The 25,940-nt window shown below is 69.9% G+C and carries 24 protein-coding genes, 2 tRNA genes and 1 pseudogene; 15 read left to right on the top strand and 12 right to left on the bottom strand.

Annotated features, from left to right (window positions below; genetic code table 11):
• Positions 1–23: 23 nt before the first annotated feature.
• Positions 24–1,016: a helix-turn-helix transcriptional regulator gene (locus tag NE857_RS25305; protein WP_254417967.1), complete on the top strand. Its 993-nt coding sequence runs from the start codon at positions 24–26 to the stop codon at positions 1,014–1,016.
• A gap of 615 nt (positions 1,017–1,631) precedes the next feature.
• Here the strand turns inward: NE857_RS25305 and NE857_RS25300 are convergent.
• Both NE857_RS25300 and NE857_RS25295 read right to left on the bottom strand, forming a co-directional pair.
• Positions 1,632–3,248 carry a glycoside hydrolase family 13 protein gene (locus NE857_RS25300; RefSeq protein ID WP_254417966.1) on the bottom strand — a complete coding sequence of 539 codons (1,617 nt, stop codon included), beginning with the start codon at positions 3,246–3,248 and terminating at the stop codon, positions 1,632–1,634.
• Positions 3,249–3,270: 22 nt separating this feature from the next.
• Positions 3,271–4,290, bottom strand: a complete 1,020-nt coding sequence (locus NE857_RS25295; protein ID WP_254417965.1) for a LacI family DNA-binding transcriptional regulator — start codon at positions 4,288–4,290, stop codon at positions 3,271–3,273.
• 217 nt (positions 4,291–4,507) lie between these two features.
• Here NE857_RS25295 and NE857_RS25290 point away from each other — a divergent pair, with 217 nt between their 5' ends.
• From NE857_RS25290 to NE857_RS25280, 3 genes are all read left to right on the top strand, one after another.
• Entirely contained in the window at positions 4,508–5,815 is a 1,308-nt protein-coding gene (locus tag NE857_RS25290; RefSeq protein ID WP_254417964.1) for an ABC transporter substrate-binding protein, read from the top strand.
• Between the two features lie 79 nt (positions 5,816–5,894).
• Positions 5,895–6,743: a carbohydrate ABC transporter permease gene (locus NE857_RS25285; RefSeq protein WP_254422090.1), complete on the top strand. Its 849-nt coding sequence runs from the start codon at positions 5,895–5,897 to the stop codon at positions 6,741–6,743.
• Positions 6,740–7,642: a carbohydrate ABC transporter permease gene (locus NE857_RS25280; protein WP_254417963.1), complete on the top strand. Its 903-nt coding sequence runs from the start codon at positions 6,740–6,742 to the stop codon at positions 7,640–7,642. Before NE857_RS25285 ends, NE857_RS25280 begins: the two co-directional genes overlap by 4 nt.
• A gap of 38 nt (positions 7,643–7,680) precedes the next feature.
• Here NE857_RS25280 and NE857_RS25275 read toward each other — a convergent pair whose 3' ends face one another.
• On the bottom strand, positions 7,681–8,232 hold the full coding sequence (locus NE857_RS25275; RefSeq protein ID WP_254417962.1) for a TetR/AcrR family transcriptional regulator: 552 nt from the start codon (positions 8,230–8,232) through the stop codon (positions 7,681–7,683).
• A 113-nt stretch (positions 8,233–8,345) separates the two neighbouring features.
• Here NE857_RS25275 and NE857_RS25270 point away from each other — a divergent pair, with 113 nt between their 5' ends.
• Positions 8,346–9,356 (top strand): flavin-dependent monooxygenase, encoded by a 1,011-nt coding sequence (locus NE857_RS25270; protein ID WP_254417961.1) that lies wholly within the window; start codon positions 8,346–8,348, stop codon positions 9,354–9,356.
• 85 nt (positions 9,357–9,441) lie between these two features.
• Here the strand turns inward: NE857_RS25270 and NE857_RS25265 are convergent, their stop codons facing one another.
• The 4 genes from NE857_RS25265 to NE857_RS25250 form a co-directional block, all read right to left on the bottom strand.
• Positions 9,442–10,317 carry an alpha/beta fold hydrolase gene (locus tag NE857_RS25265; RefSeq protein ID WP_254417960.1) on the bottom strand — a complete coding sequence of 292 codons (876 nt, stop codon included), beginning with the start codon at positions 10,315–10,317 and terminating at the stop codon, positions 9,442–9,444.
• Complete coding sequence (locus NE857_RS25260; RefSeq protein ID WP_254417959.1) at positions 10,314–10,952, bottom strand: TetR family transcriptional regulator; 639 nt, start codon at positions 10,950–10,952, stop codon at positions 10,314–10,316. The genes NE857_RS25265 and NE857_RS25260 overlap by 4 nt, the downstream gene beginning before the upstream one ends.
• Before the next feature lie 38 nt (positions 10,953–10,990).
• Positions 10,991–11,134, bottom strand: a complete 144-nt coding sequence (locus tag NE857_RS25255; RefSeq protein WP_254417958.1) for a hypothetical protein — start codon at positions 11,132–11,134, stop codon at positions 10,991–10,993.
• 73 nt (positions 11,135–11,207) lie between these two features.
• A complete protein-coding gene (locus NE857_RS25250; RefSeq protein ID WP_254422089.1) occupies positions 11,208–13,097 on the bottom strand; it encodes an ABC transporter ATP-binding protein in 1,890 nt (629 codons plus the stop codon).
• Between the two features lie 159 nt (positions 13,098–13,256).
• On the opposite strand from NE857_RS25250, the gene NE857_RS25245 reads away from it, so the two are divergent.
• Positions 13,257–13,844 carry a TetR/AcrR family transcriptional regulator gene (locus NE857_RS25245; RefSeq protein ID WP_017583450.1) on the top strand — a complete coding sequence of 196 codons (588 nt, stop codon included), beginning with the start codon at positions 13,257–13,259 and terminating at the stop codon, positions 13,842–13,844.
• Positions 13,845–13,908: 64 nt separating this feature from the next.
• Here the strand turns inward: NE857_RS25245 and NE857_RS25240 are convergent, their stop codons facing one another.
• The gene (locus NE857_RS25240; RefSeq protein ID WP_017583449.1) at positions 13,909–14,202 is read right to left on the bottom strand and encodes a GroES family chaperonin; all 294 of its coding nucleotides are present in this window, start codon (positions 14,200–14,202) and stop codon (positions 13,909–13,911) included.
• 172 nt (positions 14,203–14,374) lie between these two features.
• Here NE857_RS25240 and NE857_RS25235 point away from each other — a divergent pair.
• Positions 14,375–14,447 (top strand) — tRNA-Ala (locus tag NE857_RS25235).
• Positions 14,448–14,921: 474 nt separating this feature from the next.
• Here NE857_RS25235 and NE857_RS25230 read toward each other — a convergent pair.
• The gene (locus tag NE857_RS25230) at positions 14,922–15,512 is read right to left on the bottom strand and encodes a TetR/AcrR family transcriptional regulator (RefSeq protein ID WP_254417957.1); all 591 of its coding nucleotides are present in this window, start codon (positions 15,510–15,512) and stop codon (positions 14,922–14,924) included.
• 165 nt (positions 15,513–15,677) lie between these two features.
• Between NE857_RS25230 and NE857_RS25225 the strand changes: the two genes are divergently transcribed.
• Positions 15,678–16,619, top strand: a complete 942-nt coding sequence (locus NE857_RS25225; protein ID WP_254417956.1) for an SDR family oxidoreductase — start codon at positions 15,678–15,680, stop codon at positions 16,617–16,619.
• Here the strand turns inward: NE857_RS25225 and NE857_RS25220 are convergent.
• A complete protein-coding gene (locus tag NE857_RS25220; protein WP_254417955.1) occupies positions 16,567–17,166 on the bottom strand; it encodes a DUF998 domain-containing protein in 600 nt (199 codons plus the stop codon). The genes NE857_RS25225 and NE857_RS25220 overlap by 53 nt on opposite strands.
• 172 nt (positions 17,167–17,338) lie before the next feature.
• Here NE857_RS25220 and NE857_RS25215 point away from each other — a divergent pair, with 172 nt between their 5' ends.
• Positions 17,339–17,767, top strand: coding sequence for an SRPBCC domain-containing protein (locus NE857_RS25215; RefSeq protein ID WP_254417954.1), 429 nt, complete (start codon positions 17,339–17,341; stop codon positions 17,765–17,767).
• Between the two features lies 1 nt (position 17,768).
• Positions 17,769–18,086, top strand: a complete 318-nt coding sequence (locus tag NE857_RS25210; protein WP_254417953.1) for an ArsR/SmtB family transcription factor — start codon at positions 17,769–17,771, stop codon at positions 18,084–18,086.
• Between the two features lie 116 nt (positions 18,087–18,202).
• On the opposite strand, the gene NE857_RS25205 is transcribed toward NE857_RS25210, so the two are convergent.
• Complete coding sequence (locus NE857_RS25205; RefSeq protein ID WP_254417952.1) at positions 18,203–19,747, bottom strand: endonuclease/exonuclease/phosphatase family protein; 1,545 nt, start codon at positions 19,745–19,747, stop codon at positions 18,203–18,205.
• A 286-nt stretch (positions 19,748–20,033) separates the two neighbouring features.
• Here NE857_RS25205 and NE857_RS25200 point away from each other — a divergent pair.
• The 5 genes and pseudogenes from NE857_RS25200 to NE857_RS25180 all read left to right on the top strand — a co-directional run bounded on the left by NE857_RS25200 (position 20,034) and on the right by NE857_RS25180 (position 24,894).
• A tRNA-Ala gene (locus tag NE857_RS25200) sits at positions 20,034–20,106 on the top strand.
• A gap of 223 nt (positions 20,107–20,329) precedes the next feature.
• Positions 20,330–21,631: a glutaminase A gene (gene glsA / locus NE857_RS25195; protein ID WP_254417951.1), complete on the top strand. Its 1,302-nt coding sequence runs from the start codon at positions 20,330–20,332 to the stop codon at positions 21,629–21,631.
• Positions 21,632–21,717: 86 nt separating this feature from the next.
• Positions 21,718–22,062 (top strand): annotated as a pseudogene (locus NE857_RS25190) (ArsR/SmtB family transcription factor); the annotation flags it as partial.
• A gap of 70 nt (positions 22,063–22,132) precedes the next feature.
• Positions 22,133–22,606 (top strand): SRPBCC family protein, encoded by a 474-nt coding sequence (locus NE857_RS25185; RefSeq protein WP_254417949.1) that lies wholly within the window; start codon positions 22,133–22,135, stop codon positions 22,604–22,606.
• A gap of 104 nt (positions 22,607–22,710) precedes the next feature.
• Positions 22,711–24,894, top strand: a complete 2,184-nt coding sequence (locus NE857_RS25180) for an ATP-dependent DNA helicase (protein WP_254417948.1) — start codon at positions 22,711–22,713, stop codon at positions 24,892–24,894.
• A 222-nt stretch (positions 24,895–25,116) separates the two neighbouring features.
• Here NE857_RS25180 and NE857_RS25175 read toward each other — a convergent pair whose 3' ends face one another.
• Positions 25,117–25,641: a DUF6315 family protein gene (locus NE857_RS25175; RefSeq protein WP_026117010.1), complete on the bottom strand. Its 525-nt coding sequence runs from the start codon at positions 25,639–25,641 to the stop codon at positions 25,117–25,119.
• Between the last annotated feature and the right edge of the window lie 299 nt (positions 25,642–25,940).

The following is a 25,940-nucleotide window of genomic DNA, read 5'->3' as shown; positions in this document are numbered from 1 at the left end:
AAGCGGATGGCAGAATCGGATTCATGGCCGAGACCTCCGCACGACTGCTCGCGCTGCTGTCGCTGCTCCAGACCCACCGCGACTGGTCCGGAGCCGATCTGGCCCAGCGCCTCGATGTCACCACCCGCACCGTGCGCCGGGACGTGGACCGCCTGCGCGAACTCGGCTATCCGGTACACGCCACCCAGGGCGCACCCGGGTACCGGCTGGGCCGCGGCGCCGCCATGCCGCCCCTGCTGCTCGACGACGAGGAGGCGGTGGCCGTGGTCGTGGGGCTGCGCACCGCCGCAGACGGTTCGGTCAGCGGTATCGAGGAGTCCTCGCTGCGCGCGCTCGGCAAACTCGAACAGGTCCTGCCCGCACGGCTCCGGCAGCGGGTGAACACCCTGCACGGGGCCACCGTGCGGGCCGGGGCCGAACCCGGCCCGACGGTCTCCGCCGACGTACTGATGGCGCTCGCCCAGGCCTGCCGCCGCAGGGAGCGGCTGCGCTTCGACTACACCAGCCCGCACGGCGGCGACTCGGTCCGCGACGTCGAACCGCACAGCCTGGTCAGCTTCGGCCGACGCTGGTACCTGGTCGCCTTCGACGCCGACCGCGCGGACTGGCGCACCTTCCGGGTGGACCGCCTCACCCCGCGAACCCCCAGCGGTCCCCGGTTCGAGCCCCGCCGGCCGCCGCACGGCGACGCGGCCCTGTACGTCGCCCACCAGCTCTCCTCAGGGGCCTGGGACTACCGGGCCGTGGTCCGGCTGCACGAACCCGTTGAGGCGATCGCCCACCGGATCTGGCCCGGTATGGGGGTTCTGGAGGCGGCCGACGCCCACAGTTGCCTGTTGTACCTGGGCGGGGAGACCGTGTACGACCTGGTCTGGATGATCACCTCGGTGAACGTCGACTTCACCCTGGTCGAGGGGCCGCCCGAACTCGCCGACGCCTTCCGCGCCCAAATGGGGAGGTGCGCCGCGGCCCTGTCCGAACAGGGGGCTTCGGACACGAGGGAGACCCCGCCCTGAGCCGTGCCGTCCTGACCCGGGGTCGCCGGTCCTCTGGGGGCTTGCTGTTGGTCTGGGGGGTTGTTGTGTGACGGTTCGGGTTGGGGTTCCCCCGTTTCCCGCCGCTTGATGGTTGCCGTCTGCGCTGCGCGGGTCAAGAACGTGTCGCGGCCGGTCATTCGCTCGGACGGAAAAGCGGCAGCGAAGGAAGCGGGTTCCTCACCTCTGCGCGGATCGGGTCACGTGTCGCGGCCGGTCATGCGTGCCATCGGATACGCGGTGGTGAGGGTGCGGTTCAGCGCTGTGGTGTCGGCTCTGCGCAAGCCGGGGTGTCCGCTGCTTCCGAAACCCTCTCATCCCCGGTGATCTTGCTACCAGAAGCAAGTTCGGCGCTGATTTCGCTTCTGGTAGCAAGATCATCTTCGGAAAAGGGGCCGAAATCGGGCCCGGGGGCCTGGCGGGCCGCTGGTGGTGTTCGCTGGCACGCATGACCGGCCGCGACACGGCCAGGCATTGCGCGCAGGGTTGGGGAAGGCTCCGGCCGAAGGCCGCGCAGTTGGTAGTTGCTGTTGGGCCCCTTCGGGCCCCGAGCGGCCCCGTCTTCCTCCAGGGGCCCGGGCAGGAGGCCAGGCCAGGTCAGGTCACGCGCAGCCAGGCGGTGGTGTCCCCGGGGAGCACCATCCCGTCCAGCTCACTACTGGACAGCAGGACCTCGCTGCGGGGCAGGCGCACCGGGTCCGGGCCCGTGTTGACCACCACCAGCACCTCCCCCCGTCGGAAGGCCACCACCGGGCCCCGGTTCAGGGCGTCGTCCCAGACCAGGACCTCGTCGGCCGCGAAGCCCCGGCGCAGCCGCAGGGCTTCGCGGTAGAGCCGCAGCGTCGAGCCCGGGTCCGACTCCTGGGCCTCGACGGAGAACTCGCCCCACCAGGGCGGTTGCGGCAGCCACGAACCGTTGGACCCGAACCCGAAGGAACTACCCTCCCGGGTCCAGGGGAGCGGCACCCGGCAGCCGTCCCGGCCCTTGTCCGTGTGGCCGCTGCCCCGCCAGCGCGGGTCCTCCAGCGCCTCGGCGGGCAGGGCCGCGACCTCGGGCAGCCCCAGCTCCTCGCCCTGGTAGACGTAGGCCGAACCGGGCAGGGACAGCTCCAGCAGTGCGAGCGCACGGGCCCGGGCGCGGCCCAGCGCGGCGTCGGGTTCGGGGTCGCGGCCGTCGGCCAGCAGCCAGGCGCGCGGATCGGTGCCCTCGGGCAGCCCCAGCAGGGAGGCTTTGCGGACCACGTCGTGGTTGCCCACCACCCAGGTGGGGACCGTGCCCACCTGCGCCGCGTCGGCCAGCGAGGAAGCGATCACCTGACGGTAGGCGTCCGCGTCCCAGGGCGCGGTCAGGAACTCGAAGTTGAACGCCTGGTCGAGCTCGTCCGGCCGCGTGTAGCGGATCCGCCGATCGCCGGGCAGCCACACCTCGGCCACGGTGGCGCGCGGCGGATCGTAGGCGGACAGCACCCGCTTCCAGTCCCGGTACACCTCGTGCACCTCGGGCCGGTCCAGGAAAGGGTGGTCCGGGTTGGCCGCGATGTCCTCGAACCTGCCGCCCTCCACCAGCACCAGGTCGCGCAGCGGGTCCAGGTCCTTGACCAGGGCGTAGGCCACGTCGATGCGGAAGCCGTCCACGCCCCGGTCGCTCCAGAACCGCAGGATGTCGCGGAACTCCTCGCGCACGCGCGGGTGGTCCCAGTTCAGGTCGGGCTGCTCGGGGGCGAACACGTGCAGGTACCAGGCGCCGTCCGCGACCCTGGTCCAGGCCGGGCCGCCGAAGGTGGACCGCCAGTTGGTGGGCGGTTCCGCGCCGCCGGGGCCGCGCCCCGGGCGGAACACGTACAGGTCCCGCTCGGGGGCGTCCGGCGAGGCCAGCGCGGCCCGGAACCAGGGGTGCGCCTCCGAGGTGTGGTTGGGCACGATGTCGATCATCACCCGCAGGTTCCGCTCGTGCGCTGCCCCGACCATGGCGTCGAAGTCGGCGAGTGTGCCCAGCGAGGGGTCGACGTCGCGGAAGTCGGCCACGTCGTAGCCGCCGTCCGCCCAGGGGGAGGGGTAGAACGGCGACAGCCAGATCCCGTCCGCGCCCAGGGCGGCCACGTGGTCCAGACGGGAGGTGATTCCCGCGATGTCGCCGATCCCGTCCCCGTCGGCGTCGGCGAGGCTTCGCGGATAGACCTGGTAGAGCACGGCGTCACGCCACCACGGCCGCATGTTCGCTCCTTCGTCGGTTGGGTCAGGAAAACCCTCGGGTTCCTCTCGGGGCCGAGGTGGACTGACGGGGGATGATCTGGGTGGGCATCTCCAGGTGGGTGTCGCGCGGCCTCGTCCCGTCGGTGATCTCGATGGCGAGTCGACCGGCGGTGGCGCCGATGTCCGTGGGGGACTGGTCGACCGTGGTGAGGTCGAGGATGGCGGCGCCCTCGTGGTTGTCGAATCCCATCAGGGAGATCGCCTCGGGTACGCCGATGCCCGAGCGGCGCAGGGCCCGGTGGGCGCCCATGGCGATGTCGTCGAACTCGGCGAGCACGGCGGTGGGCGGGTCCAGGTCGGAGAGCAGCTCACCCATGGCGTGCTCGCCGCCCTCGTGCCCGGGCGGCTTGATGAGGCTCCACGGGGAGAGCTCCGCCCCCTCCATGGCCTCCTGGTATCCCCGCAACCTCTGCATCGAACTCCGGCTGTACCAGGACTCCCCCCGCGAGCCGATGTAGGCGATCCGGGTGTGGCCGAGGTTCAGCAGGTGGCGGGTGGCACCGGCCGCACCGGCCCGGTCGTCGATGAACACGCTGGCGCGTCCGGGCACGCGCTGCCCGGTGAGGACCAGGGGTACGCCCACGTCGTCCAGGCGGTGGCACTCCTCCTCGGACAGGTCCATGGAGACGGTGATCACCGCGTCGCAGTTGCGACGCAGTGGCAGGGTCCGGGTCCAGCCGGGCTGGGGGCGCAGGTCTCCGACCTGGTAGACGAGCATGTCCAGGTCCGCCTGGCGCAGTACTTCGCTGATCCCGGCGAGCACGGAACCGAAAAACCACGGTTTGAGGTAGGGCACCACGACCGCGACCCGGCCGGTGCGTCCGGTGACCAGACCCGATGCGTTGCGCGAGACCACGTAGGAGAGTTCGTCCGCGGCGCTGCGCACGCGTTCGCGGACCTGGGGAGCCACCCCGGGTGCGCCGCGCATGACCCGGGAGACGGTGGACAGGGAGACCCCGGCGCGAGAGGCGACGTCGCGCATGCTCGGGGGACGGATGGACATGCTGTCTACGTTAGGAGTGTGACCTGGTTCATGGCAACGTTCTCAGCATTTTTCCCCATGCTTGAGGCGTCTTTTTCCTGCATGGTGCAGTTGGTTCGAGGTTTTGTGTTGACTACATCACACTTTCGATGGCATCGTTTTCAGATGACCTGGGGAAGGCCCCAAGACACCTCGACGCCGCGCTCCACCCCCTGGAAGAGCGCGAAGGGAGAGAGTCATGCCAGAACTTCCATGGCACCGGAGGCACTCATGGCGGGCGGGTGGGGCGGCGGCCGCGGCCCTGGTCCTGACCTTGGCCAGCGCGTGCGGTGAACCGCCGGGCGAGGAACCCGACGCCGAGGGCGAACCCGCGGGGCTCGCCGAGGACCCCCAGTTCGTCTGGGCGGTCACCGGTGCCGACCGCCAGATCCACGAGGACGTCGCCCGCCTGTGGAACGAGAACAACCCGGACCAGGAGGTCGAGGTCTTCTTCCTGGCGCCCACCGCGGACGAACAGCGCCAGGCGATGTTCCAGGACCTGCAGAGCCAGGCAGGAGAGTTCGACGTCCTGGGCCTCGACGTCATCTGGACCGGTGAGTTCGCCGATTTCGGCTACATCGAGAGCCTGGAGGACCTGCGCCCGGAGATCGAGGGCGTCAGCCTGGAGGGGGCCGTCGACAGCTCGCAGTGGCAGCAGGAGCTCTACGCCCTGCCCTACTCCTCCAACGGAGCCTTCCTCTACTACCGCACCGACCTCATCGACGAGCCGCCCACGACCTGGGACGAGCTCTACGAGACCGGCACGGCCGCCGCCGAGGAGGAGGGCATCTCCGCCTACGTCGGCCAGGGCGACCAGTACGAGGGCTTCGTCGTCAACTACCTGGAGATGTTCTGGTCCGCCGGGGGCGAGCTCTTCGACGACGCCCAGGAGAACTCCACCTTCCTGGAGGGCGACGCCGCGCAGACCGCACTGGACTTCATGACCGAGGGCCAGGAGAGCGGCTTCTTCGCTGAGGGCTTCGACTCCATGGTCGAGGACGACGCCCGCGCCCTGTTCCAGGCGGGTGAGGCCGTCTACATGCGCAACTGGCCCTACGCCGTTCCGCTCCTGGAAGGCGAGGAGGGCGAGGACAGCGAGGTCGCGGGCGACTTCGCCGTCGCCCCGCTGCCCACCTTCACCGGAGAGGGCACCACCAGCGCCCTGGGCGGGCTCAACAACGCCGTCAGCACCCTGAGCGAGAACCAGGACCTGGCGCGCGAGTTCGTGCTGTGGGCCGCCACCGACCCCGAGGCCCAGGCCGTCCTGGCCGGCCACAGCCTGCCGCCGACCATGCTCAGCGCCTACGACGAGGCCGACGACCCCAACCTCGAGCTGCTCGGCGAGATCCTCGCCGACGCCCACGCGCGGCCGCCGGTGCCCGGGTACAACTCGCTGTCCCTGGTAATCCAGGACAACCTGCACCCCGCGTTCCTGGGGCAGCAGGACGCCGACAGCGCCCTGGAAGCCGTGGACAACGCGGCGGGCGACGCGCTCGAACAGGACTAGGAGCGCGATGGCCCAGCCGAGCACCACTGACAAGCGGGTCAGGGTAAGCACACGCGAGCGGGGTCTGGGTGAACGGGCGATGGGGCGGGTCTTCCTCGCCCCCTCGCTCGGGTTCATGGCGCTGATCGCGCTCTTCCCGGTGTTCTACGCCGTCGGGATGAGCCTGTACAACATCCGAGGGTTCCAACAGGAGTTCATCGGGGGCGACAACTACGTCCGGGCGCTGACCGACCCCAACTTCTGGAACGCCGCCAAGAACACGCTGGTCTTCACCGTGGCGTCGGTGTCCCTGGAGTTCGTGATCGGCATGGCGTTCGCGCTGATCATGCACCAGGTCTTCGTCGGCCGAGGGCTGACCCGCGCGGTCATCCTGGTGCCGTGGGTGATCCCGACCGCGGTCGCCGCCCAGGTGTGGCGGTACATGTTCGACCACAACCCCGGCTTCGTGAACGCGGTGCTGGGCACGGAGATCAACTGGCTGCGGGACCCCGCATGGGCCATGGTCGGCATCATCAGCGCCGACGTGTGGAAGACCGCGCCGTTCGTGGCCCTGCTGCTCCTGGCCGGACTCCAGACCATCCCGAAGGACTACTACGAGGCGGCCAAGGTCGACGGAGCCAACGCGCTCCAACGGTTCTGGTTGATCACCCTGCCGCTGCTGCGCCCGGCGATCGTGGTGGCGCTGCTGTTCCGCACGGTGGACGCGCTGCGCATGTTCGACTTCGCGTACGTGTTCGCCGGGTACTCGAACTCGGTGGCCACACTGTCGGTGTACGCGCAGCGGTTCCTGGTCGCCGAACCGCAGCTGGGCTACGCCAACGCGCTGTCCACGGTCACGTTCGTCATCGTCATGCTCGTCGGCCTGGCCTTCATCAGCAGGATGGGCCGCCACATGGTCGGCGACGTGGCGCGGAAGGAGAAGCGATGACCACCCGGGAGAGCCGGGCCTCCGTCCGGAGGGCGTACCGGCCGCGGCCCAAGACGCCCCCCGCACTGGTGAACCTGCTCAAGCTGCTGGGGCTGCTCCTGGTCCTGGGATGGTGCCTGTTCCCGTTCCTGTGGATGGGCATGACCAGCCTGCGCACGGGGTCGGTCGCGCTGACCGACCCGAACATCTTCCAGGGGCCGTTCAGCTTCGGCAACTACGAGGAGGTGGTCAACCAGGGCTTCCACTTCGCGCTGCGCAACTCGCTGATCGTGGCGTCGGTGACCACCCTGATCTGCATCCCGGTGGCCGCACTGGCCGGGTACGCGCTCGCGCGGCTGCCGCTGGCGGGCAAGTTCGCCCTGCTGGCCGCCACCCTGGTGGCGACGCTGTTTCCGCCGGTGGCACTGGTCAACCCGCTGTACCGGATGTACCTCCAGCTCAACGAGCTGACCGGGATCAACCTGCTCAACTCCTACGCGGGCATGATCATCCCCTACGTGGCGCTGACCCTGCCGCTGTCGATCTTCATCCTCGCCACGTTCTTCGCGGGCATCCCGAAGGAGATCGAGGAGTCGGCGAAGGTGGACGGGGCCACTCCCTTCCAGGCCTTCCTGAAGGTGGTCGCGCCGCTGGCCGCGCCCGGTGTGGGTGCCGCGGCCATCCTGACCTTCGTCTACGCCACCAACGAGTTCCTGCTGGCCTTCTCGTTCGCCCCGCGCGACCTCAACGTGCAGACGGTGCCGGTGTTCGTCGGCACCTTCGAACGGGTCGGCTACGAGAACCCGATCGGACAGATCATGGCGGCCTCGGTGCTGGTCTCGGTCCCGCTGATCGTCTTCGCCCTGGTACTGCAGCGCAGGATCGTGGCGGGGCTGACCTCGGGAGCCGTGAAGGGCTGAGGGCCGGGCCCGCGGATGCGCCCGGGCCCGTTACGGGTTCAGGGCTCCAGACAGGCCCGGACGACGCGAACGTACTGCTCACGCGGCTCGACGACCTCGGGCCGCGTGAGCGCGTGCATGATGAGCCCGTCCACGTAGGCGAGCAGGGTCCGTGCGGCCGCCTCCGGATCGGGAGCGCCGAGGTCGGCCAGGAGCTGGGCGCTCCACTCGCGGATCCGGTCGTGGCCGCGGTTGAGTGAGGCGCGTACCTCGGGGTTGTGCGCCGCCTCCATGGCAAGGGTGTAGCGGGCGACGGTACGGATCCGGTCGGTGGTGGTCATGGCGGTGACGAACCCGAGCACGGCGTCCACGAAGTGGTCGGCCGAGGCCACGGTGACGTCGTAGAGCCGGGCCCAGTCCTGGCGGTCGAGCTCCTCCAACCGCTCCACGACCCCTCGTACCAGGGCGTCCCTGGTGCGGAAATGGTTGGACGCGGACCCCTTGGGCAGTCCGGCCGCGGCGTCGACCTTGCCATGGGTGAGCGCGTGCAGGCCGCGGGTCCCCAACAGTTCGATGGCCGCGTCGACGGCTCGGGCCTTGGTCTGGGACATCCGATCACTGTATTCGTCGTGCCGGTGTTCGTGGTGCCGGCGTGGGGTGTGTACGCGGCAATTTTACTACGATCATAGTGACAGAATACTAGGATCGTAGTAGCATGGCTGCTATGAACGGTAGAGCGCTGGTGGTGGGCGGCGGAATCGCGGGGCTCGCGGTCGCCCGAGGGCTGGTGCGCGGCGGCTGGGAGGTCGACGTGCGCGAACGCCTGGACGGCCCGCCCGACATCGGCGGAGCCCTGGCCGTGTGGCCGGGGGCGATGCGCGCGTTCGACCGGCTCGGACTGGGAGAGCGTTTGCGCGAACGGGCCGAGTACCGCTCGGACGCGGCGCTGCTCCGGCCGGACGGTAGGAAGCTCGTCGGTGTCGGCGGCCGGGCCGGAGGCCACCTGATCTCCCGGTCCGCGCTGCTCGACATCCTGGTCGACGGGCTCCCCGACGGTCTCGTGCGCTGGAACACCCCCGTCACCGCCGCGGAACTCGTTCCGGGAGGGGGTTTTGACGTGGTGATCGGCGCCGACGGCATCCACAGCCTGGTCCGCCGTACCGTCTTCCCGCACGCGAGTCCTCCCCGCGCTCTCGGGTCGGTCGCCTATCGGGGCACCCTGCCCGGCCGGGTCGAGGGGGTCACCGAGATCTGGGGCGGGCGCAGGATCTTCGGGGTCACCCCGCTCGACGCGCACACCACCAACTGGTACGCGGCGATCGACCAGCGCCTGCTCACCGCAGCCGAACACGTGGCGCGGGACCCCGGCATCCACGCGCGGGTACTCCGAAGGGAGTTCGGAGGCTGGGGCGGGCAGGCCGATCGGATCCTGGCCGGCTTGGAAGCCCACGGCGTGGACCGCCGCGAGCTCCTGGACCTGCCGTCCTTCGGCCCCTACGTCCGCTGGCGGCACGCGCTCATCGGCGACGCCGCCCACGCCATGGCGCCCAACCTCGGCCGTGGCGCCTGCGAGTCCGTGGTGGACGCGGCCGTGCTCGCCGACGCCCTCAACGAGGAACCCACCGTCGCCCGGGCCCTGACCCGCTACGACCGCGCCCGCCGCGGACCCACCCGCCGGATCGTGGCGGCCTCCCGGTTCCTCAACCGGATCAGCACGACAGGGCTGAACCGGTAGTTCAGCCCGCCCCGCGGCCCGGCCCCGCGACCCCCCTGAGGCCGCCAGGGGAAGATCCCCCCGGTTGGGTCTGCCCGGGGCGGGCTCAGCCGCGGACGTCGGACAGGAAGGACCGCACTTCCTCGACGAACCTCTCGTGCGCCTCCAGTTGAGCCCAGTGGCCGCAGTCGGCAACCGTGACCAGCCGGGCGTTCGGCATCACCCGCACGGCTCGCCGCGACCCCTCCAGGGGCACCATCGGATCCCGCTCGCCATGGAAGAAGAGCGCGGGGGCGGTGATCCGACCGACCACGGGAAGCAGGTTGTTCCGCATTCCGTGCGGGCCGAGAGTGGCCTGGTTGTAGCGCATGTAACCCCGTGCGGCGCCTGGCCGCAGAGCCTCCTGGCGGAACTCCGCCACCACCTCGGGTGGCATGGTCGAAACGTCGTGCACGACCGCGCGCAGCGCCAGGCCCACGAACCGGTTCGCCAGAGCCACGACGGGAAACAGGATCCCGTCGGGCATCCGCGTGGACCACCAGGCGGCTTTGTGGGTGAACCGGTTCCCGACCCGTTCCACCAGGCCGCCGGGTGCGATCAGCACCAGCCCCCGGACCAGCTCGGGGTGGTGCAGAGCCAGGTTCATCGCCACGTCACCGCCCATGGACACACCCACCACCACGGCCCGTTCCACTCCGAGCCCGGCGAGGAGCCGAGAGAGGAAGTCAGCCTGGGCCACCGGTCCGCCCAGCGGGTCGATCCCCTCGGTACCGCCGAACCCTGGCAGATCAGGGGCGATCACGTGGTGGTCGGCACCGAACTCCTCGAAGAGCCGGTACCAGGAGATCGTGGCGTTGTCGTTGCTGCCGCCGTGCACCAGCAGGAGCGGCGGAGCCCCGGCCGGGCCGCTGTGCAGTACCCGCACTCGGCCCCCGTCGAGGTCGAGGTACTCGGCGCGAGCGGCAGGCGGTAGGAAGGTCATGGTCTGCTCCAGAGCGCTTCGAGGTCGTCGGCGAGGCGGGCGAAGCACTCCTTGCCGGGTGTGGTGTCGGTGACGTCGGCGTCGGCGGCGCGCGCCACCAGTTCACCCATTCCCAGGATGAGCGCGCCGGGGTCCTCGTGCGGAGCGGTGAGGGCCAGGCCGACGTTCCAGACCGCGAGGTTGGCGGCCAGCGGCCCGGGCTCCAGGTCGGCCCGGACCATACCCGCGTCGCGCATCCGCCGGACGAAGTCCGTGCTGATCGGCAGCCGGTCCCGGTACTGGGATTCCTGGTCGGACGGGCGGCCCCCCGGTCCGACCTCACCCTTGTACAGCGCGATCAGGAACGGCCGTGTGTGCAGGGCGGTCAGGGAGTGGACGAAGAGGCGGGACAACAGCCCCCCGCGCGGGTCGGCGGCCACCTCGGCCCGGCTGGTCGCCAGCGCCAGTGCCATCTCACGGTCGACCACGGCCCGGGCCAGCGACTCCTTGCTGTCGAAGCGCAGGTAGAGAACCCCCTTGGCCACCCCCGCGCGCAGAGCGACGTCCTCCATGGTGGTGCGCCTGGTGCCGTGTGCTGAGAAGGCCTCGGCGGCCGCGTCGAGGATGACCTCGGTGCTCACACTGGGACGGGCCATGATTCTGTCCTTAATGACTAGATTCGTTTATTTGGTCATTATAGGTTGTGGTTCAGGGCCGTCAACACCCGAGCACCCGGGGAGGGGCTGTCCGCACCCGCGCCCAGCACCATCGCCAGGGCTGCGTCGGCGCCCGAGCGCACACCGGCGCCGAACAGGTCGCCGCGGGTACGGGGGAGCAAGGTCCCGTACCCGCGACGAACGGGCCGTCCGCGCCTGCCGGTCCGCTCCGTGGTTGGTGGTGCACCGGCGGGTTCACACAGGGGAGGCCCCTGAGGTCACCTCACCGCCCCGGTCCTCGGTCTCGCCGATGTGCAGGGCCGAGACCAGGTCCCGGTACAGGGTGTCCTGCTCCAGGAGTTGCCTGTGCGTGCCCTGGGCGCGGATACCGCCGTCCTCCATCAGCAGGATGCGGTCGGCGTGGATCACGGTGGACAACCGGTGCGCGATGGTCACCACCGCGGCCCGGTCGGCCTGGGCGCGCACACTCCGGGTGATGGCGGCCTCGGTGATCGCGTCCACCTGCGAGGTGGCCTCGTCGAGCAGCAGGACGTCCGGGGAGCCGAGCAGGGCACGGGCCAGGGCGATGCGCTGGCGCTGGCCGCCGGAGAACGAGGTGGCGTCCAGCGGGGTATCCAGGCCCTCCTCCAGACCCTCGATCTTCTCGGTGAGCACGACCTCGTCCAGTACGCGCCGGATGTCGTTCTCATCGGCCTCGGGGTTGGTGAACAGCAGGTTGTCCCGGATGGTTCCGGGCACCACCGGGGTGTCCTGTTCGACGTAGGAGAAGCGCTCGCGCACCTGCTGCGGGGACAGCTCCCGGTAGGGAGTTCCGTCGAGCGTGATGTGGCCGTGCTCGGGCTCCAGGAAACGCAGGAGCAAGGAGAACACCGTTGTCTTGCCTGCTCCCGAAGGGCCCACGATGGCGGTGTGGCCGCGTCTGGGGATGGCCAGGTCGACCTTCTTCACAGCGGCTGCCGCGCCGGGCGCGTACCGGGCGGTGATGCCGTGCAGCTCCAGCATCGGACTCCCGTGTCCGTTGTCGGCCGCGAGCCCGCCTCCGAAGCCGTTGGCGGAGACGCTGATTCCGGTGCCACCCGGTGCCGGTCGCCCCCCGGTGGAGAGCTCCTTGTGGGAGAGCGCGCTCGCGTCGTCCGGGCCGTGCGGGTCGGCGCCGTTTCGCGACGGCACGCCGTCGGGGCCCTCGGCGGCGGGTTCGAGCGGGACCGCCTCCACCTCGCGGATGCGCTTGGCTGCGGCGATGCCCGACTGGAGGGTGGTCACGCTCTGGGAGAGCTCCATGACCGGGTTCATCAGGGTGAACGCGTACAGCAGGAACGCCACCAGCGTGGAGACCCCGATCTCCCCGGAGGCCACCCGCAGCGCACCCACACCGAGGATGGCGATGATCGCCAGCTGGATGCCGCCGAAGGCGATCGTCCAGGCCACGGCCTCGCGGCGGACCGAGCGGACGCCGTGCCGGGCCGCCTCCTCGGCGTGTTCGAGGATCCGCGAACCCAGGCGCTCCTCGGCCCGGCTCACCTTCACCGTGCGGATCGCGCGCAGGGAGCCGTCCAGTACCCCGCCCATGAGGCCCAGGGAGTTCTGCGCCTTCTCCTGGGCTTTGGCGATGGCGGGCATCAGGGTCAGGAAGAGGATCGTGACGATGACCACCGCGGTGGCGGTCACGCCCAGCAGGACGAGGTCCAGCACACCCATCATGATCAGTGTGCCGACCAGCAGGACACCGCCGTTGACCAGGCTGACGATGCTGCTGGAAGCCGCCTCCTTGAGGAGGACGGTGTCGGAGGTGGCCCGGGTGACGAGCTCGCCCGAGGAGCGTTTGGAGAGCGGGATCAGGGCGGCCCGAAAGTAGCGGCGTACCAGGGAGGTGCGCGCTTCCAGGACGACCTTCTCCGCGACGGTGCCGAGCACGATCCAGTGCCACAGCCCGGTCACCAGCCCCACACCGAACAGGCAGAGCAGGATCGCGATCGGCATCGCGAGGCTGCCCGCTTCGGAGACGGTGTCCAGCACGAGCTTGACCACCATCGGGTTGGCCAGCTCGAGAGCGGAGCCGAACAGGGCGAGAACCAGGCCCAGCAGCAGTTTGCGTCGGTGCGGACGAACGAAGGACCAGAGCACCCTCAGCTGAGCGAAGTGCGGTTCCGAGGTGGTCTGGGTGGTTTCGCTCGACAGGATAGATGGGTCATATCTTGCCAATGGATGATCAGTCATGATTTAAATTAGGTCACGCATGACCGATTATTGTCAACCAAGTACCTACACCCCTACGATGAAGGCATGGTGAAGAGCGCTCCCTCAGAGGAAGAGACGAGGACCCGCGCGCGAACCCGCCGAGCGATCCTCGACGCGGCGGTCGACGTGCTCGGCGAGAACCGGGCCGCGCCGCTGTCCCAGGTGGCCGTGCGCGCCGGGGTGGCCCGCAGTACGCTGCAGCGCTACTTCCCAGAACGCGCCGAGCTCATCACGGCCCTGGCGGACTACGCCGACGAACTGGCCAACGAGGCCACCGAGCGCGCGTGCACCACGGAGGGGACCGCCATCGAGGCGTTCTCCCGCCTCGTGTCCGAGTACTTCGCGCTACGCAAGGTCACCATGATCGCCTTCGCCGGCGACGACACGGCGGAGGAACTCAACGAGGAGACGTGCGGGCCCAGCGACCTCGCCCTCTACGAACTCGTCGAACGCGGACACGAGGACGGCACCATCGACCCCAGGATCACCCCGCTGTGGGCGCAACAGCTCCTGTGGTCCTCGCTCTACGCGGGCTGGCTCTACGTGAGCGCGGCCAAGGTCCCCGCCTTCGAAGCCCACAACATGTGCCTGCTGTCACTGGTCAAGGCCGTCGGGCGCGAGAAGACGGACTGACCGGACAAAACAAGGCCGGGCCCCGGGAACTACCGGAGCCCGGAACGAAAGGGTCGAGAGGGCGTCAGAGGTACAGGCCGGTGCCCCGCTCGGGAGCCTCGTTGGCGATCGCGTGCACGTCCCGCTCCCGCAGAATCACGTACCGCTCGCCGTTCAACTCGACCTCGCCCTGTTCCTCGGGGTCGAAGAGCACGCGGTCGCCGGTCTTCACATGCCGAGCGCCGGTCCCGGCACCACGGACCTCGCCCCACGCCAACCGGGTCGCCAGCTTCACCGTGTCGGGGATGACCAGACCCGCGCTGCTGCGCCGCTCGCTCTTGTCCGGGACCGCCTTCACCAACAACCGGTCATGGAGCATCTGGATTTCAAGCTTTGATTCGGCCACCACACCAGGGTATTCGGCCCCACTCGGGGCTTTCCCCCGGACCCGGGCCACCGAGAAGTCACCCGAGGTTTCAAGCTGGTTCGACCCGCCCTTGACTTCCTGTAGAGTATTCACGTGCCGAGCGGGGAAACCGCCCGGCCTACCAGGGGCTATGGCGCAGTTGGTAGCGCGCCTCCATGGCATGGAGGAGGTCTGGGGTTCGAATCCCCATAGCTCCACAGGACTCAAGGCGGCCCGGTGAGCGCGTTCACGCGCCCACCGGGCCGCCTTCGTCATTCCTTCTGGGGGACGCCCCCAGATCTCCGGTGTGTGCTCGCTGGCGCTCGCGCCCCTCGCCGCCTCTGCTCGCGCGCGGGCGCGTTCTCCGAGGCGGCTCGTCTTGGGTGACGGCGGGTACTCGGCCGGCTCGTGATTGAGGTTCAGGCGGCTGGCTCCTCTGTTCTCTTGGGAAGCTCTCCGGGGGCCAGCACGTGCTTGAAACATGCAGACGCGTATGTTTGTTATGAGGGGTGGTTCGGCTTGAGGAGGCCGACTCCCTGATCACCGCCCAGTACGTGTGCCAGGTGGGGGACGGCAGGGTTTCGTTCGGCTTCTTCGTTCGGTACGAACGGCATGCGGCCGCGTGGGTCTGGCCACCGATGTCCCAGATGCACCGGCGAGTGGCCGTCAGTGCGTTGCGCAGGGCTGTGGCGTCATAGGCCCAGGACGCCGCGGGCCGCTCTTTCGGTGAGGACGACGTCGTGCGGTTCGCGGCTGTTGATCGCGACCGCTTCGAGGACGCTGATGTAGGCCCTGGCGGTGTCCGTGGCCGGAGGTCCTGGGGGAATCGTCCCCTGTCGGCGGCCGGTGAGGATCTGCTCGCGGCACCGCGATGTGAGTTCCTCGGTCAGGTCAGCGGTGGCCCGACCCAGGGCCTGGTTGTCGTGCTTGAACTCGATCGCGAGCATCTGCATCACGGTCGCGGCGTTGTGGTTCCGGCAAAAGACCGTGTGCTGGCGCGCGACCTCGATAAGGACCTGTGCGGCGTCGCCCGTTTCCGCGAGCGGGCGGCCGACCTCGGTCATCCAGGTCTGGCTGATCCACTCGATGACGGCGAGGGCTAGGGCTTCCTTGCCGGGGAACTGGTGGTAGACGGCCCCGCGCGTGTACCCGGCGTCCCTGGCGACCCTTTCGAGGGTGAGGCGGCTGAAGCCGTGCTGGGCGATGCCGCGTGCGGCGGCCGCCAGGATAGCGCCGCGACTGGCGGTGCGCCGATCGGCCTGCGTTCGACGTTCCTTGTCCACGAGGCCTCCATGAGTGTGCACATACGAGCTCGTATGTATGTTCTGGCCATCTTAGTGAACGACGTCGACTTGAGGGTTTTCGATGAATTTCCTTTTTAATTACAGAAAAACCCTCTACAAGTGGTTCAAGGATATATTTGAAGGAGGTGAATAGGAGGTTGCGAAGTGCGAATTCTGGTGACCGGAGCGAGTGGCAACATCGGCCGACTGGTGGTCGACGGCCTGAGGGAGGCTGGCGTTGAGGTGAGAGCGCTCTCCCGGCGGAGGCGGGATGACCTGCCCGAAGGGGTCGAGGGCGTGATCGGTGATCTGGAGTGGCCGCAGAGTCTGGAGGGCGCCCTGCGCGGGGTCGACCGGGTTTTCCTCTTCCCCGTGCCGGAGACGGCGGAGCGGGTGGTCGACTTGGTGCGGGCGGCCGGTGCCACCAGGATCGTGACGCTCTCTTCCGGTGCTGTCACCACCGGGTTCGACACCGATTTCCACCTGCCGGTCGAACGGGCGGTTGAGGCCTCGGGGCTGGAGTGGACCCATGTGCGTCCGGGGGAGTTCGCGCTGAACAAGCTCTGGTTGTGGGGACCGTCCATCAGGGCCGAGCGTGTGGTCAGGGATCCACAGCCCGAGGCAGCCTGGTATCCCGTCCACGAGCGCGACATCGCCGACGTCGCGGTCACGGCTGTGTTGGGTGACGGCCACACCGGGAAGGCCTACACCCTCAACGGCCCCGCACTGGTGAGCCACCGTGAACAGGTCGACGCGATCGCCGCGGCGATCGGGGAGACGGTGCGCTTCGAGGTGGTCGAGTCCCGAGTCGCCCGGGAGTACTACCTGGCCCAGGGCGGGTTCGCGGCGGACAACGCCGACTTCCTCCTGGGCTTCGAGGACTACTCGGGGGCGGAGGCGGACTCCGGGGAGCAGGGGGAAGGCGCCTGGGCGCAGGGACCGGTGCCGACGTCGGAGGAGGCCATTGGGCGCCCCGCGCGGACCTTCGGGGAGTGGGCGCGTGACCACGCGGCCGCTTTCGGACAGCGATCACAGCGGACACCGTCGATAGGGCTCAGGCGGCTCCGTGGAGGAACAGGGCTCCGAGCCAGGCCAGGCCGAGGATGATCGTCGCCCGCTGGACCACGCCTGTGTAGGGGGAGTCCTTCTCCCAGAGCTGCCCGAAGGCGCCACTGCACACGGCGGTCGCGGCGGCGATGATCCCTGATCCCCACGTCCAGGCCGGGCTTCCGAGCGCGAACACCGCGATCAGCGGGGTGAGGGGTAGCAGGAGGAAGACGACCATGCCCGCCCAGTCGTGGAGCCGGTGCGTGGGGGAGAAGTGCTCCGGGTCCTCGTCGGGGGTACCGGGCGGGTAGCCCCGCATCGGGTCCATGCGGAAAACCCCAGAGGCGACGAGTGCCAGCCCGAGCGCCGCGACCGCCAGGGGGAGCAGCAGGTCGCCGAGCGCCCGGGGGAGGGCGATCGCCCCCGCCGTGATCAGCAGGCCGCACAGGATGAAGTTCGTGGTCTGGAGCCAGCCGCGCGGGCCGAGGGCCAGGGCGCTGACCGGGTGCCGGGCCGGGCGGTAGTCGGGACGGGTGAGGCCGTCCAGCAGGAAGACGAGGATGAAGAGCCAGGACCCGGCTGCGCCGAGCCACAACAGGGGCGTCATGGGGTGGGCTCCGCAGTAAATTCAGTCTGCATGGACTGATGTTAGGCCGCTCGGACTGATATTTGCAATGGCTTGACCCGTTGAGGACTCACTGCTTTGTGCAATCTAGGGGTTGCAGTTCGCGGGAGTGGTGTGCAACCATGGAGTTGCATAAAGGAGGCTGATTATGAACATGATCGAACGTCAGATCGACATCGATGCCAGCGCGGAGCGCGTCTGGGGCCTGGTTTCACGGCCGGACTGGTTCATCAACGACGGTCGCGTGGTCGACCACCGGATCGAGGAGGCCGACGACGGCGTTCACCTCGTGCACGACCCCAACCACGGGGTGTTCCGGATCCGGACCGACAAACTCGAACCCCCCTACCACGCGGTGTTCAGCTGGCTCGGCCGTGAGGACGAGGAGCAGTCCACGCAGGTGGAGTTCTGGATCGAGGAGAGATCGGGCGGGGTGACGCTCAAGGTCGTGGAGAGCGGTTTCGAGAAGCTGGGACTGGCCGAGCTCGAGCTGCGCCGACACGTCGCGGAGCGGACCGAGGGCTGGGAAGCCGAGCTCGCGGCGGCCAAGGACTTCGTGGAGACACGGGCAGAGGGTGAATGACATGGACACAGCGCTGCCCCCGGTCTTCGCGGCGCTCGGTGACGACACCCGGTGGAGCATCCTGGTCCGGATCGGTGGGGAGCCCGCCTCGGCGTCGGAGCTGGCGCGGGAACTGCCCGTGTCCCGGCAGGCGATCGTGAAGCACCTCGAAGTCCTGCGTGCGGTCGGGCTGGTACGCACCCGGCGCGACGGCCGGTCGGTGGTGCACGAAGTGGACAGCGCCCGACTCGAAGAGGTGGGGCGGGATCTGCTCGGTATCGCCGCCGCTTGGGACCGCAGGCTGGAGGGGATCAGGGCGATCGCGGAGTCCGAGGACTGACTGGTCTACGGGTGTCCGGCCCCTTGGTCTGAGGAAGAGGGTCTCCCGGGTTGAGGCACTCGACTGCGAGGCGCCCTCCCCGGGAGGCCCGGGGAGGGCGCGGCGAAGCGATCGGATCAGGAGGTGAGCGAGTAGAAGGTCAGTACGGCCGCGTGGTCAGTGGTCCACTCGTTGTCCGCGTGCCGCGGAACCGGTGCGGGGTCCCCGACGACCAGGTCGTGCGACTCCAGGACCGTCAGGTCACCCGCGTGGTACACGAAGTCGATCCGGTCCTGCGGCTCCTCCCGGCCGGTCGACCCCTCGTGCAACGGGTACAGCGGCGACCAGGTGTGGCCCGGGGCGGACACCGGGTCCGGGTGGGCCACCCGGTAGGAGTCGGTGAACCCGGCCTCCGTCGGCAGCACCGAGGTCGGCCAGGGCACGTCGGCGTACCCGCAGTTCTTCTCACGCAGTTCCTCGGTCCAGTCCAGGTGCGAGGGCGCGTTGAAGTCGCCCACGAGCAGAACCGGGACCTCGTCGGCCGCGCCGACCTGGTCGGACATCGCGGCGAGGGTGTCGGTGATCTGCGGTGTACGGCCCGACTCGGCCTCGCGCTCCAGAACCCGCTCCTCGTCCATTCCGTCGAAGCAGAAGTCGTAGGGCCCGTACGGGGTGTACCCCAGGTGCACGTTCCACAGGTTGACCTGGGACTCCTCACCGTCCAGCTCGATCCGCACCCCGCCGGAGGCGTTGACCTCGCCGTACTCCTGCGCGATCGGGTAGCGGCTGATCACCCCGAGACTGCCCGAACCCTGCCAGTGGTACCAGCCCAGGGCGTCGGCCAGCCGGGCGGCGTGCCTGCCCTGCGTCTCCTGGAGGCCGACGACGTCGGCCCCGCTCTCCAACAGGAAACGCACCTGCTTGTCGTGGTAGCCGTTGACCTGGGTGCCGCCGTGCCAGGTGTTGAGGCTCATCACGCCCAGCTCGTCGACGAGTGGCTGGTTGTGGCGGCGTACCGGAACGGTCACGTCCAGGCGCGCGGTGGAGCCGTCCTCGCCGGTGGCCTCGACCGTCACGGTGGCCGAGGAACGGTCGGGGCGGGACACACCCGCCGGGATCTCGCGGGCGGCCGAGGCTCGCGGGGTGCCCGACAGGGTGCCGTCAGCCGAGACCTTGATCCAGGCGTCCCCACTGACCTTCTCGAACTCCACCTCCGAGCCGCCGCCCGAGGCCATGCCGCCCAGGTGCGCCTCATAGGGCCGGCCCTGACGGGCGTTGTGCAGGGTGGCCGCCGCAACCGGGAAGGAGACCGGACCGTCCGCCGACAGCCGCACCTCGACGGGCTCGGCCAGCCACTCGTAGCCGTCCCGGGCCAGGAAGAAGGCGGTGTAGGAACCCGGCTCCAGGGAATCGGCGGACAGCCGCACGGTCCCCTCGGCCTCCGGCGCGTACTCCCAGACCAGGGAGGGCGCGACGTACTCCTCGTCGACCGGGCCGCCACCGGAGGAACGGTACAGCCCGATCCAGTTGGCGGGGTGCGGATCGGACGCGGCGTAGGCGAAGGTGAACTCCTCGCCCTCGGTCAGGGACAGGGTGCCCTGCGGTGCGGCGGACACGGGGAAGGCGCCCAGCGCCACCAGGAGCGCGGTTACCACCGCCGGAATCAGAAAACGGACACGCATCCGGGGAAGGCCTCTCGTTCGGGGGATGTCAAGACCAGGCCACCTTCCGGTACCCCGGAAACGGGCGTGGTCAACATGAGGGGACCCCGGCTGAAGGCACGGTGAACAGCACCGGACTCGCGGGGCGCGATGCCGGTGGCCGCATCACCGCGGACCTGGCGCCCGGCGGGACTGTGCGGCCCCGGTGCCCTCGCGCTCGGCGACGCCTACCCCCTCCACAGCGGAGTGCGCTGAACCACGTACCACCCACCCCCAGATCTCAGCTAGACTGTTCACATCGCTTCAAGGGGCTATGGCGCAGTTGGTAGCGCGCCTCCATGGCATGGAGGAGGTCTGGGGTTCGAATCCCCATAGCTCCACTCGAATCTGAGACGACCCTGCTCGCGCGTCAAAGCGCTCGCAGGGTCGTCTTCGTTGTGCCCTCTGGAGGGCGGCCCCCGACTCCCGTGTGCGCTCGCGCCCCTCACCGCCCCTGCTCGCGCGCGGGAACGCTCTCCGGGCGGCTGCCTGCCGTGGTCGAGCGGTGAGTGCTTCCGTGTGGCCGTGTCCGGGGACGGCTGCTGACCTTCTTAGACTGGCAGGATGGACCACGCCGCGAACGTACGCCCCGCAGGACCCCGGACCGCTGAATCTCCCGCGGACCCCGCCTCGGGAACCCAGAGGAACGACGACTGGGAAGCGGACGACAGCAGCCCCGTCATCCAGGTACTGGAGAAGATCCGTGCGGAGGTCGCCGGGCTGTCCGGCGGCCGGGTAGCGGACTACATCCCCGAACTCGCGCACGCGGATCCGGGGCTGTTCGGGGTCGCGGCGGTCAGCGCGCACGGCCGCTCCTACTGCGTGGGTGACGCCGACTACGCCTTCACGCTCCAGTCGATCTCCAAACCCTTCGTCTACGCGATCGCCGTGGAACAGCTGGGGCTCGACGTGGTGCACGAGCACGTGGGCGCCGAGCCCAGCGGGGAGCCGTTCAACGCGATCAGCCTGGATGAGCGCGGACGCCCCGAGAACCCGATGATCAACGCGGGGGCCATCGTGACCACCTCGCTGGTGGAGAACTCGGAACCGGGCAAGCGGTTCGAGCGCATCCGGTCCGTGCTCTCGGAGTTCGCCGGGCGTGAGCTGGAAGTGGACGAGGACGTGTACCGCTCGGAGACCGAGACCGGGCACCGGAACCGTGCGCTGGGGTACCTGAGCCTGGCCGGGGGAGTGCTGGTCGGGTCGGTCGAGGACGCCGTGCAGGACTACTTCCGCCAGTGCGCCCTCAGCGTCACCGTGCGCGACCTGGCCGTCATGGCGGCCACCCTGGCGGTCGGCGGGGTCAACCCGGTGACGGGGGAGCAGGTGGTGTCCCAGCGCACCGCCCGGCACACGCTGTCCATCATGTCCAGCTGCGGTATGTACGACCGCGCCGGGGAGTGGGGGCTGCGGGTGGGCATCCCCGCCAAGAGCGGGGTGAGCGGCGGAATCCTCGCCGCGGCCCCGGGGGCCTTCGGGGTTGGGGTGTTCAGTCCGCCGCTGGACGACGCGGGCAACAGCGTCCGCGGGGTGGCCGCCCTGGAGCGGCTCTCCGACGACTACGACCTGCACATGCTCCAGATGCCCGCCGAGCCGCCCTCGCCCATGCACAGCGTGACCCGGGACGGGACCAGGCTCGAGGTGCGACTGCGCGGGGAGATCGACTTCCTCGCCGCCGAGCAGGTGGTGTCCCGGCTCGCGGAGGCGATCGACGACTCACGGGTCAAGTCGGTGAGCGTCGCGCTGGAGCGGGTCTCCGGGCTCAGCGACGCGGCCCGGGGACTGCTGGCCGCCGAACTCACCGAGCTGGCCGACGCGGGCGTGGACGCCACGGTCAGCGACCCCCGGGGCGTGCGCGAGCCCTGACCGGTCCGTGTCGATCCCTTGACAGGGGTCGCATCGCGGCGCATGATCAACCTACTGGTTGATCAACTGAAAGGTTGAATACTCGGATGGCGAACGACCCGCTCAGCCTCACCTTCGCCGCACTGGCGGACCCGACCCGGCGGGCGATCCTCGCCCGGCTGGCCGAGGGCGAGGCGACCGTCAACACCCTGGCGGAGCCGTTCGACATCAGCCTCCAGGCGGTCTCCAAGCATCTGAAGGTCCTGGAACGGGCCGGTCTCATCACCCGGGGACGCGACGCCCAATGGCGGCCCTGCCGTCTGGAGGCCGCCCCGTTGGAGCAGGTCAACGAGTGGGTGGGCCGCTACCGGGACCGCTGGGAGGGGCGCTTCGCCCGCCTGGACGAGGAACTCCGCAGGATCCAGCGCGGCACCGGGCAGAGCACCGGACACGGCCGTGACCAGGGCGCCGGGAACGAGAGCGGCGCCGACATCCAGAGCAGTACCGAAGAGGAGAAGACCCATGAGTGACCTCAAGGTCGTCATCGAGCCCGACCGTCAGGACATCGTGATGACCCGCACCTTCGACGCGCCCCGCGAGGTGGTCTTCCGGGCCATGACCGACCCCGAACTCCTGCCGAGGTGGTGGGGGCTCAGGGACACCGAGACCGTCGTCGACAGGTACGAGGCCCGGCCCGGCGGATCGTGGCGGATCGTGGAACGCGACAAGGAGGGGCAGGAGTACGCCTTCCACGGCGTCATCCACGACATCAAGGCGCCGGAGGGCTACACCGGGACCTTCGAGTTCGAGGGCATGCCCGGGCACGTCCTGCTGGAGACGCACACCCTGGAGGAGGTCGACGGGCGCACGCACTACACCTCGGTCTCCGTCTTCCAGAGCGTGGAGGACCGCGACGGCATGGCCGCCTCCGGTATGGAGGAAGGGGCCGGACAGTCCATGGACCAGCTGGACGAGCTGATCCGCACCCTGGTCTGAGACCGCGCCGGTACCGTGGCCCGGCCCCGGGCCGGGCCACGAAGCCGCCAAGAGAGCCTGTGGACAACGCCTGAGCTGTCGTCACCGCCGGGTACTGTCGATCCGTGGCAGATCTCCCCGACGTTCCCACCCTGCTCGGCGCGGCCGTCAAGGCCTTGGGCGGCAGCAGCCGAGAGGGCCAACAGACCATGGCCGACGCCGTAGCGGCGGCGGTCGACAAACGCGAACACCTGGTGGTCCAGGCCGGTACCGGCACCGGTAAGTCCCTGGCGTACCTGGTCCCCGCGATCAGGCACGCGATGGCGACCAAGACACCCGTGGTGATCTCCACGGCCACCATCGCACTGCAGAACCAGCTCATCGACCGCGACCTGCCGCGCCTGGCCGCCGCGCTCGCTCCGCTGCTGCCCCGCGAACCCACGTTCGCGGTGCTCAAGGGACGCCGCAACTACCTGTGCCGCAACCGCATGCAGACCGCCGGGGACGACGACGCCGAGGGCAGCGAGCTCTTCGACGCCCGCCAGCTCTCCTCCCTGGGCCGCCAGGTCGCTCGCCTGCACGAATGGGCCGAGGACACCCTCACCGGAGACCGCGACGAACTCGTGCCCGGCGTGAGTGACCTCGCCTGGCGTCAGGTCTCCGTGGGCGGTAACGAATGCATGGGCGCGCGCGTGTGCTCCTTCGGCCAGGAGTGCTTCGCCGAGTTCGCCCGAGAGGCCACCGCCGGTGTGGACGTGGTGGTCACCAACCACGCCATGCTCTCCATCGACATGGCGCAGGGCTACCACATCCTGCCCGAGCACGACACGATCATGATCGACGAGGCACACGAACTCGTCGACCGCGCCACCTCCGTGGCCACCGGAACCCTCACCGAACGCTCCGTCACCACCGCCGCCAAACGCGCCGCCCGCCTGGTCGAGCCGGGCATCAGCGAACGGCTCAGCGAGTGCGCCGACGGTCTGGCCCTGATGTTCACCGAGGTCCCCGAGGGGCGCCTGGACCACATCGACGAGGGCCTCGCGGGTGCCGTGGCCGCGACCCGGGACGCGGCCGCCGCCTGCATCGCGGCGATCGGCCCCTCCCCGGGCGAGCTCGACCCGGACACCGCCTCCGACCGCCGCCTCGCCCTGGCCGCGCTCACCGAGGTCCGGGAGGCCGCCGAGCGGGTCCTGGAGTCCTACGAACCCCTGCTCCGGGACCGCACCGAGATCGTCTGGCTCACCAAGGTCCCCGCCCGGCCGCCCGCGCTGAACGTCGCCCCGCTCGGCGTGGGCGGGTTGCTGCGGGAGAAGCTCTTCGGTGACCGCACCGTCGTGCTCACCTCCGCCACCCTGACCCTGGGCGGTGACTTCACCGCCCTGGCCCGGCAGTGGGGGCTGGGCCGCGAGGTCGCGCAGGAGGCCGCCGAACGCACCGCCCGCGCCGAGGTGGCACCGGGTTCCGAGGCGGCACCGGGCACCGGCACCGAAGCCGGTCCCGCAGCCGAACCCGCACCCGAAACCGAAGCTGTCGGGCCTGCGGACGCCGGTACCGGGCCAGGGGAAGAGAAGGACGATGAGGACGGCCCGCACCGCGCCGCCGGAGAACCCCGCTGGCGCGGCCTGGACGTCGGCTCGCCCTTCGACCACGGCCGCAGCGGCATCCTCTACGTCGCCCGCCACCTGCCCAAACCCGGTCGCGACGGTCTCTCCGAGGCCTACCTCGACGAGATCGCCGGCCTCATCGAGGCCGCCGACGGACGCGCCCTGGGCCTGTTCTCCTCGATGCGGGCCGCCCAGCAGGCCGCCGACGAGCTGCGTGAGCGCCTGGACCAGACGATCCTGTGCCAGGGCGAGGACTCCACCGGGCAGTTGGTCCGCCGCTTCGCGGAGGAGGAACAGGCCTGTCTGTTCGGCACCCTGTCCCTGTGGCAGGGGGTCGACGTACCCGGCCCCTCGCTCCAACTGGTGATCGTGGACCGCATCCCGTTCCCGCGCCCCGACGACCCCCTGGCCTCGGCCCGCCAGCGTGCCGTCTCCGCGCACGGGGGCAACGGCTTCCTGACGGTGTCGGCCACGCACGCCGCGCTGCTGCTCGCCCAGGGCACCGGTCGGCTGTTGCGATCCACCGATGACCGGGGTGTGATCGCGGTGCTGGACCCGCGCCTGGCCACCGCGGGCTACGGCGGTTTCCTGCGGGCCTCCCTGCCGCCCTACTGGGGGACGGTCGACCCCGAGGTCGCACGGTCGGCGCTGCGCCGCCTGGCCGAGAAGGCCGGGGCGGGCCAGGACGAGTCCGCCGCCTGACGCGACGGTGGCCGGGCACCCTCGGCGGGTGCCCGGCCGCTGCCGTCTCCGGTGTCACCGGTCCCGGGCCAGGGGCACCTGCCCCGCACCCGTGCGCTCTCGTGTTGTCCCGGCCCCGTGCCGTTCCGACGCTGTTCTGCTCTGACCCTTTGCTGCTCCGACCCTGTGCTGCCGTGACTCAGCGACGGTCCCGGTTCCGGGCCGCTCCGGACCCTCGCCGGGTCAGCCCCGCGTCCGGTAACCGAAGAGGCGGACCGCGTACCCGGGGGAGTCGTCCTCCGGTTCCTGGATCTGCCAGCGGTCGTCGTGCTCTCCGACCAGGAGCTCGTTCCACATCATGTCGATGAGCTTGAGCCGGGAGACCACCGAGGCCTCCGGGTCGAGCACGATCGAGTAGGCGTGGTCGGTGAGCCGCTGGGTCACCATGCCCACGGACTGCCCGTCCCAGATCGCCGGGACCGGGGCGTGGCCGACCTCGATCCCGCACAACCGGAGCTGCTCCACTTCCTCGTCGAGGGCTTCGGCGGCCAGGGCGCCGTCGAGCCTGAGGGCGTCCTCCAGCTCGTCGCGGTCCTCGTCGGCCCGCAGATAGGCGTGGTAGGTGCGGTAGCCGCACGGACGGCACTTGCGCCAGACCACGCAGCGGGCCAGCCCGTAGGCCGACTGTGCCTCGCCCACACTCTGGTGGTCGCTCACCTCGCGAACCATGCCGCATTCGCAACACAAGGCAGTGAGATCCTGCTTCATCAGAGTCCCCCCTCCCAGGTGAGTATGCGACGAATGGAGGCCGTTAGGGAACCCGTTCGGAGAGGAAGTCGCGGCAAGGAGTCGTCATCAATGCCCAAAATGACCGGCTGACGGGTTTCGGACGTGTTCAGAGGGGGCGCGGACGTGGCCGGACTCACTCGTGACGGGTATGCTCCGCCCTCACGCGAGCGGCTCACCGGGGGTACCCCGCGGGCCCGGGACGCTGGCCCGGCCCCGGGGCCGGGCCCCGGGGCGCGGAGCCGTTCGGGAGAACCGGGAGCTGGAATTTCGGGAGTGGA

It is taken from the genome of Nocardiopsis exhalans (genome assembly GCF_024134545.1).
Taxonomy (GTDB): domain Bacteria; phylum Actinomycetota; class Actinomycetes; order Streptosporangiales; family Streptosporangiaceae; genus Nocardiopsis; species Nocardiopsis exhalans.
Note: the sequence above shows the minus strand (reverse complement) of the source record. Positions and strands in the feature narration are given on the sequence as shown.

Excerpts from the sequence above, each read along its gene's own strand:
- NE857_RS25205 (WP_254417952.1), bottom strand. The coding sequence starts at position 19,747 with ATGCGTGTCCGTTTTCTGATTCCGGCGGTGGTAACCGCGCTCCTGGTG.
- NE857_RS25295 (WP_254417965.1), bottom strand. The coding sequence starts at position 4,290 with ATGTCCATCCGTCCCCCGAGCATGCGCGACGTCGCCTCTCGCGCCGGG.
- NE857_RS25260 (WP_254417959.1), bottom strand. The coding sequence starts at position 10,952 with ATGGCCCGTCCCAGTGTGAGCACCGAGGTCATCCTCGACGCGGCCGCC.
- NE857_RS25215 (WP_254417954.1), top strand. The coding sequence starts at position 17,339 with ATGATCGAACGTCAGATCGACATCGATGCCAGCGCGGAGCGCGTCTGG.
- NE857_RS25220 (WP_254417955.1), bottom strand. The coding sequence starts at position 17,166 with ATGACGCCCCTGTTGTGGCTCGGCGCAGCCGGGTCCTGGCTCTTCATC.
- glsA (WP_254417951.1), top strand. The coding sequence starts at position 20,330 with ATGGACCACGCCGCGAACGTACGCCCCGCAGGACCCCGGACCGCTGAA.
- NE857_RS25285 (WP_254422090.1), top strand. The coding sequence starts at position 5,895 with ATGGGGCGGGTCTTCCTCGCCCCCTCGCTCGGGTTCATGGCGCTGATC.
- NE857_RS25280 (WP_254417963.1), top strand. The coding sequence starts at position 6,740 with ATGACCACCCGGGAGAGCCGGGCCTCCGTCCGGAGGGCGTACCGGCCG.
- NE857_RS25240 (WP_017583449.1), bottom strand. The coding sequence starts at position 14,202 with ATGCTCCATGACCGGTTGTTGGTGAAGGCGGTCCCGGACAAGAGCGAG.
- NE857_RS25305 (WP_254417967.1), top strand. The coding sequence starts at position 24 with ATGGCCGAGACCTCCGCACGACTGCTCGCGCTGCTGTCGCTGCTCCAG.
- NE857_RS25265 (WP_254417960.1), bottom strand. The coding sequence starts at position 10,317 with ATGACCTTCCTACCGCCTGCCGCTCGCGCCGAGTACCTCGACCTCGAC.
- NE857_RS25300 (WP_254417966.1), bottom strand. The coding sequence starts at position 3,248 with ATGCGGCCGTGGTGGCGTGACGCCGTGCTCTACCAGGTCTATCCGCGA.
- NE857_RS25210 (WP_254417953.1), top strand. The coding sequence starts at position 17,769 with ATGGACACAGCGCTGCCCCCGGTCTTCGCGGCGCTCGGTGACGACACC.
- NE857_RS25185 (WP_254417949.1), top strand. The coding sequence starts at position 22,133 with ATGAGTGACCTCAAGGTCGTCATCGAGCCCGACCGTCAGGACATCGTG.
- NE857_RS25175 (WP_026117010.1), bottom strand. The coding sequence starts at position 25,641 with ATGAAGCAGGATCTCACTGCCTTGTGTTGCGAATGCGGCATGGTTCGC.
- NE857_RS25270 (WP_254417961.1), top strand. The coding sequence starts at position 8,346 with ATGAACGGTAGAGCGCTGGTGGTGGGCGGCGGAATCGCGGGGCTCGCG.
- NE857_RS25290 (WP_254417964.1), top strand. The coding sequence starts at position 4,508 with ATGCCAGAACTTCCATGGCACCGGAGGCACTCATGGCGGGCGGGTGGG.
- NE857_RS25275 (WP_254417962.1), bottom strand. The coding sequence starts at position 8,232 with ATGTCCCAGACCAAGGCCCGAGCCGTCGACGCGGCCATCGAACTGTTG.
- NE857_RS25245 (WP_017583450.1), top strand. The coding sequence starts at position 13,257 with ATGGTGAAGAGCGCTCCCTCAGAGGAAGAGACGAGGACCCGCGCGCGA.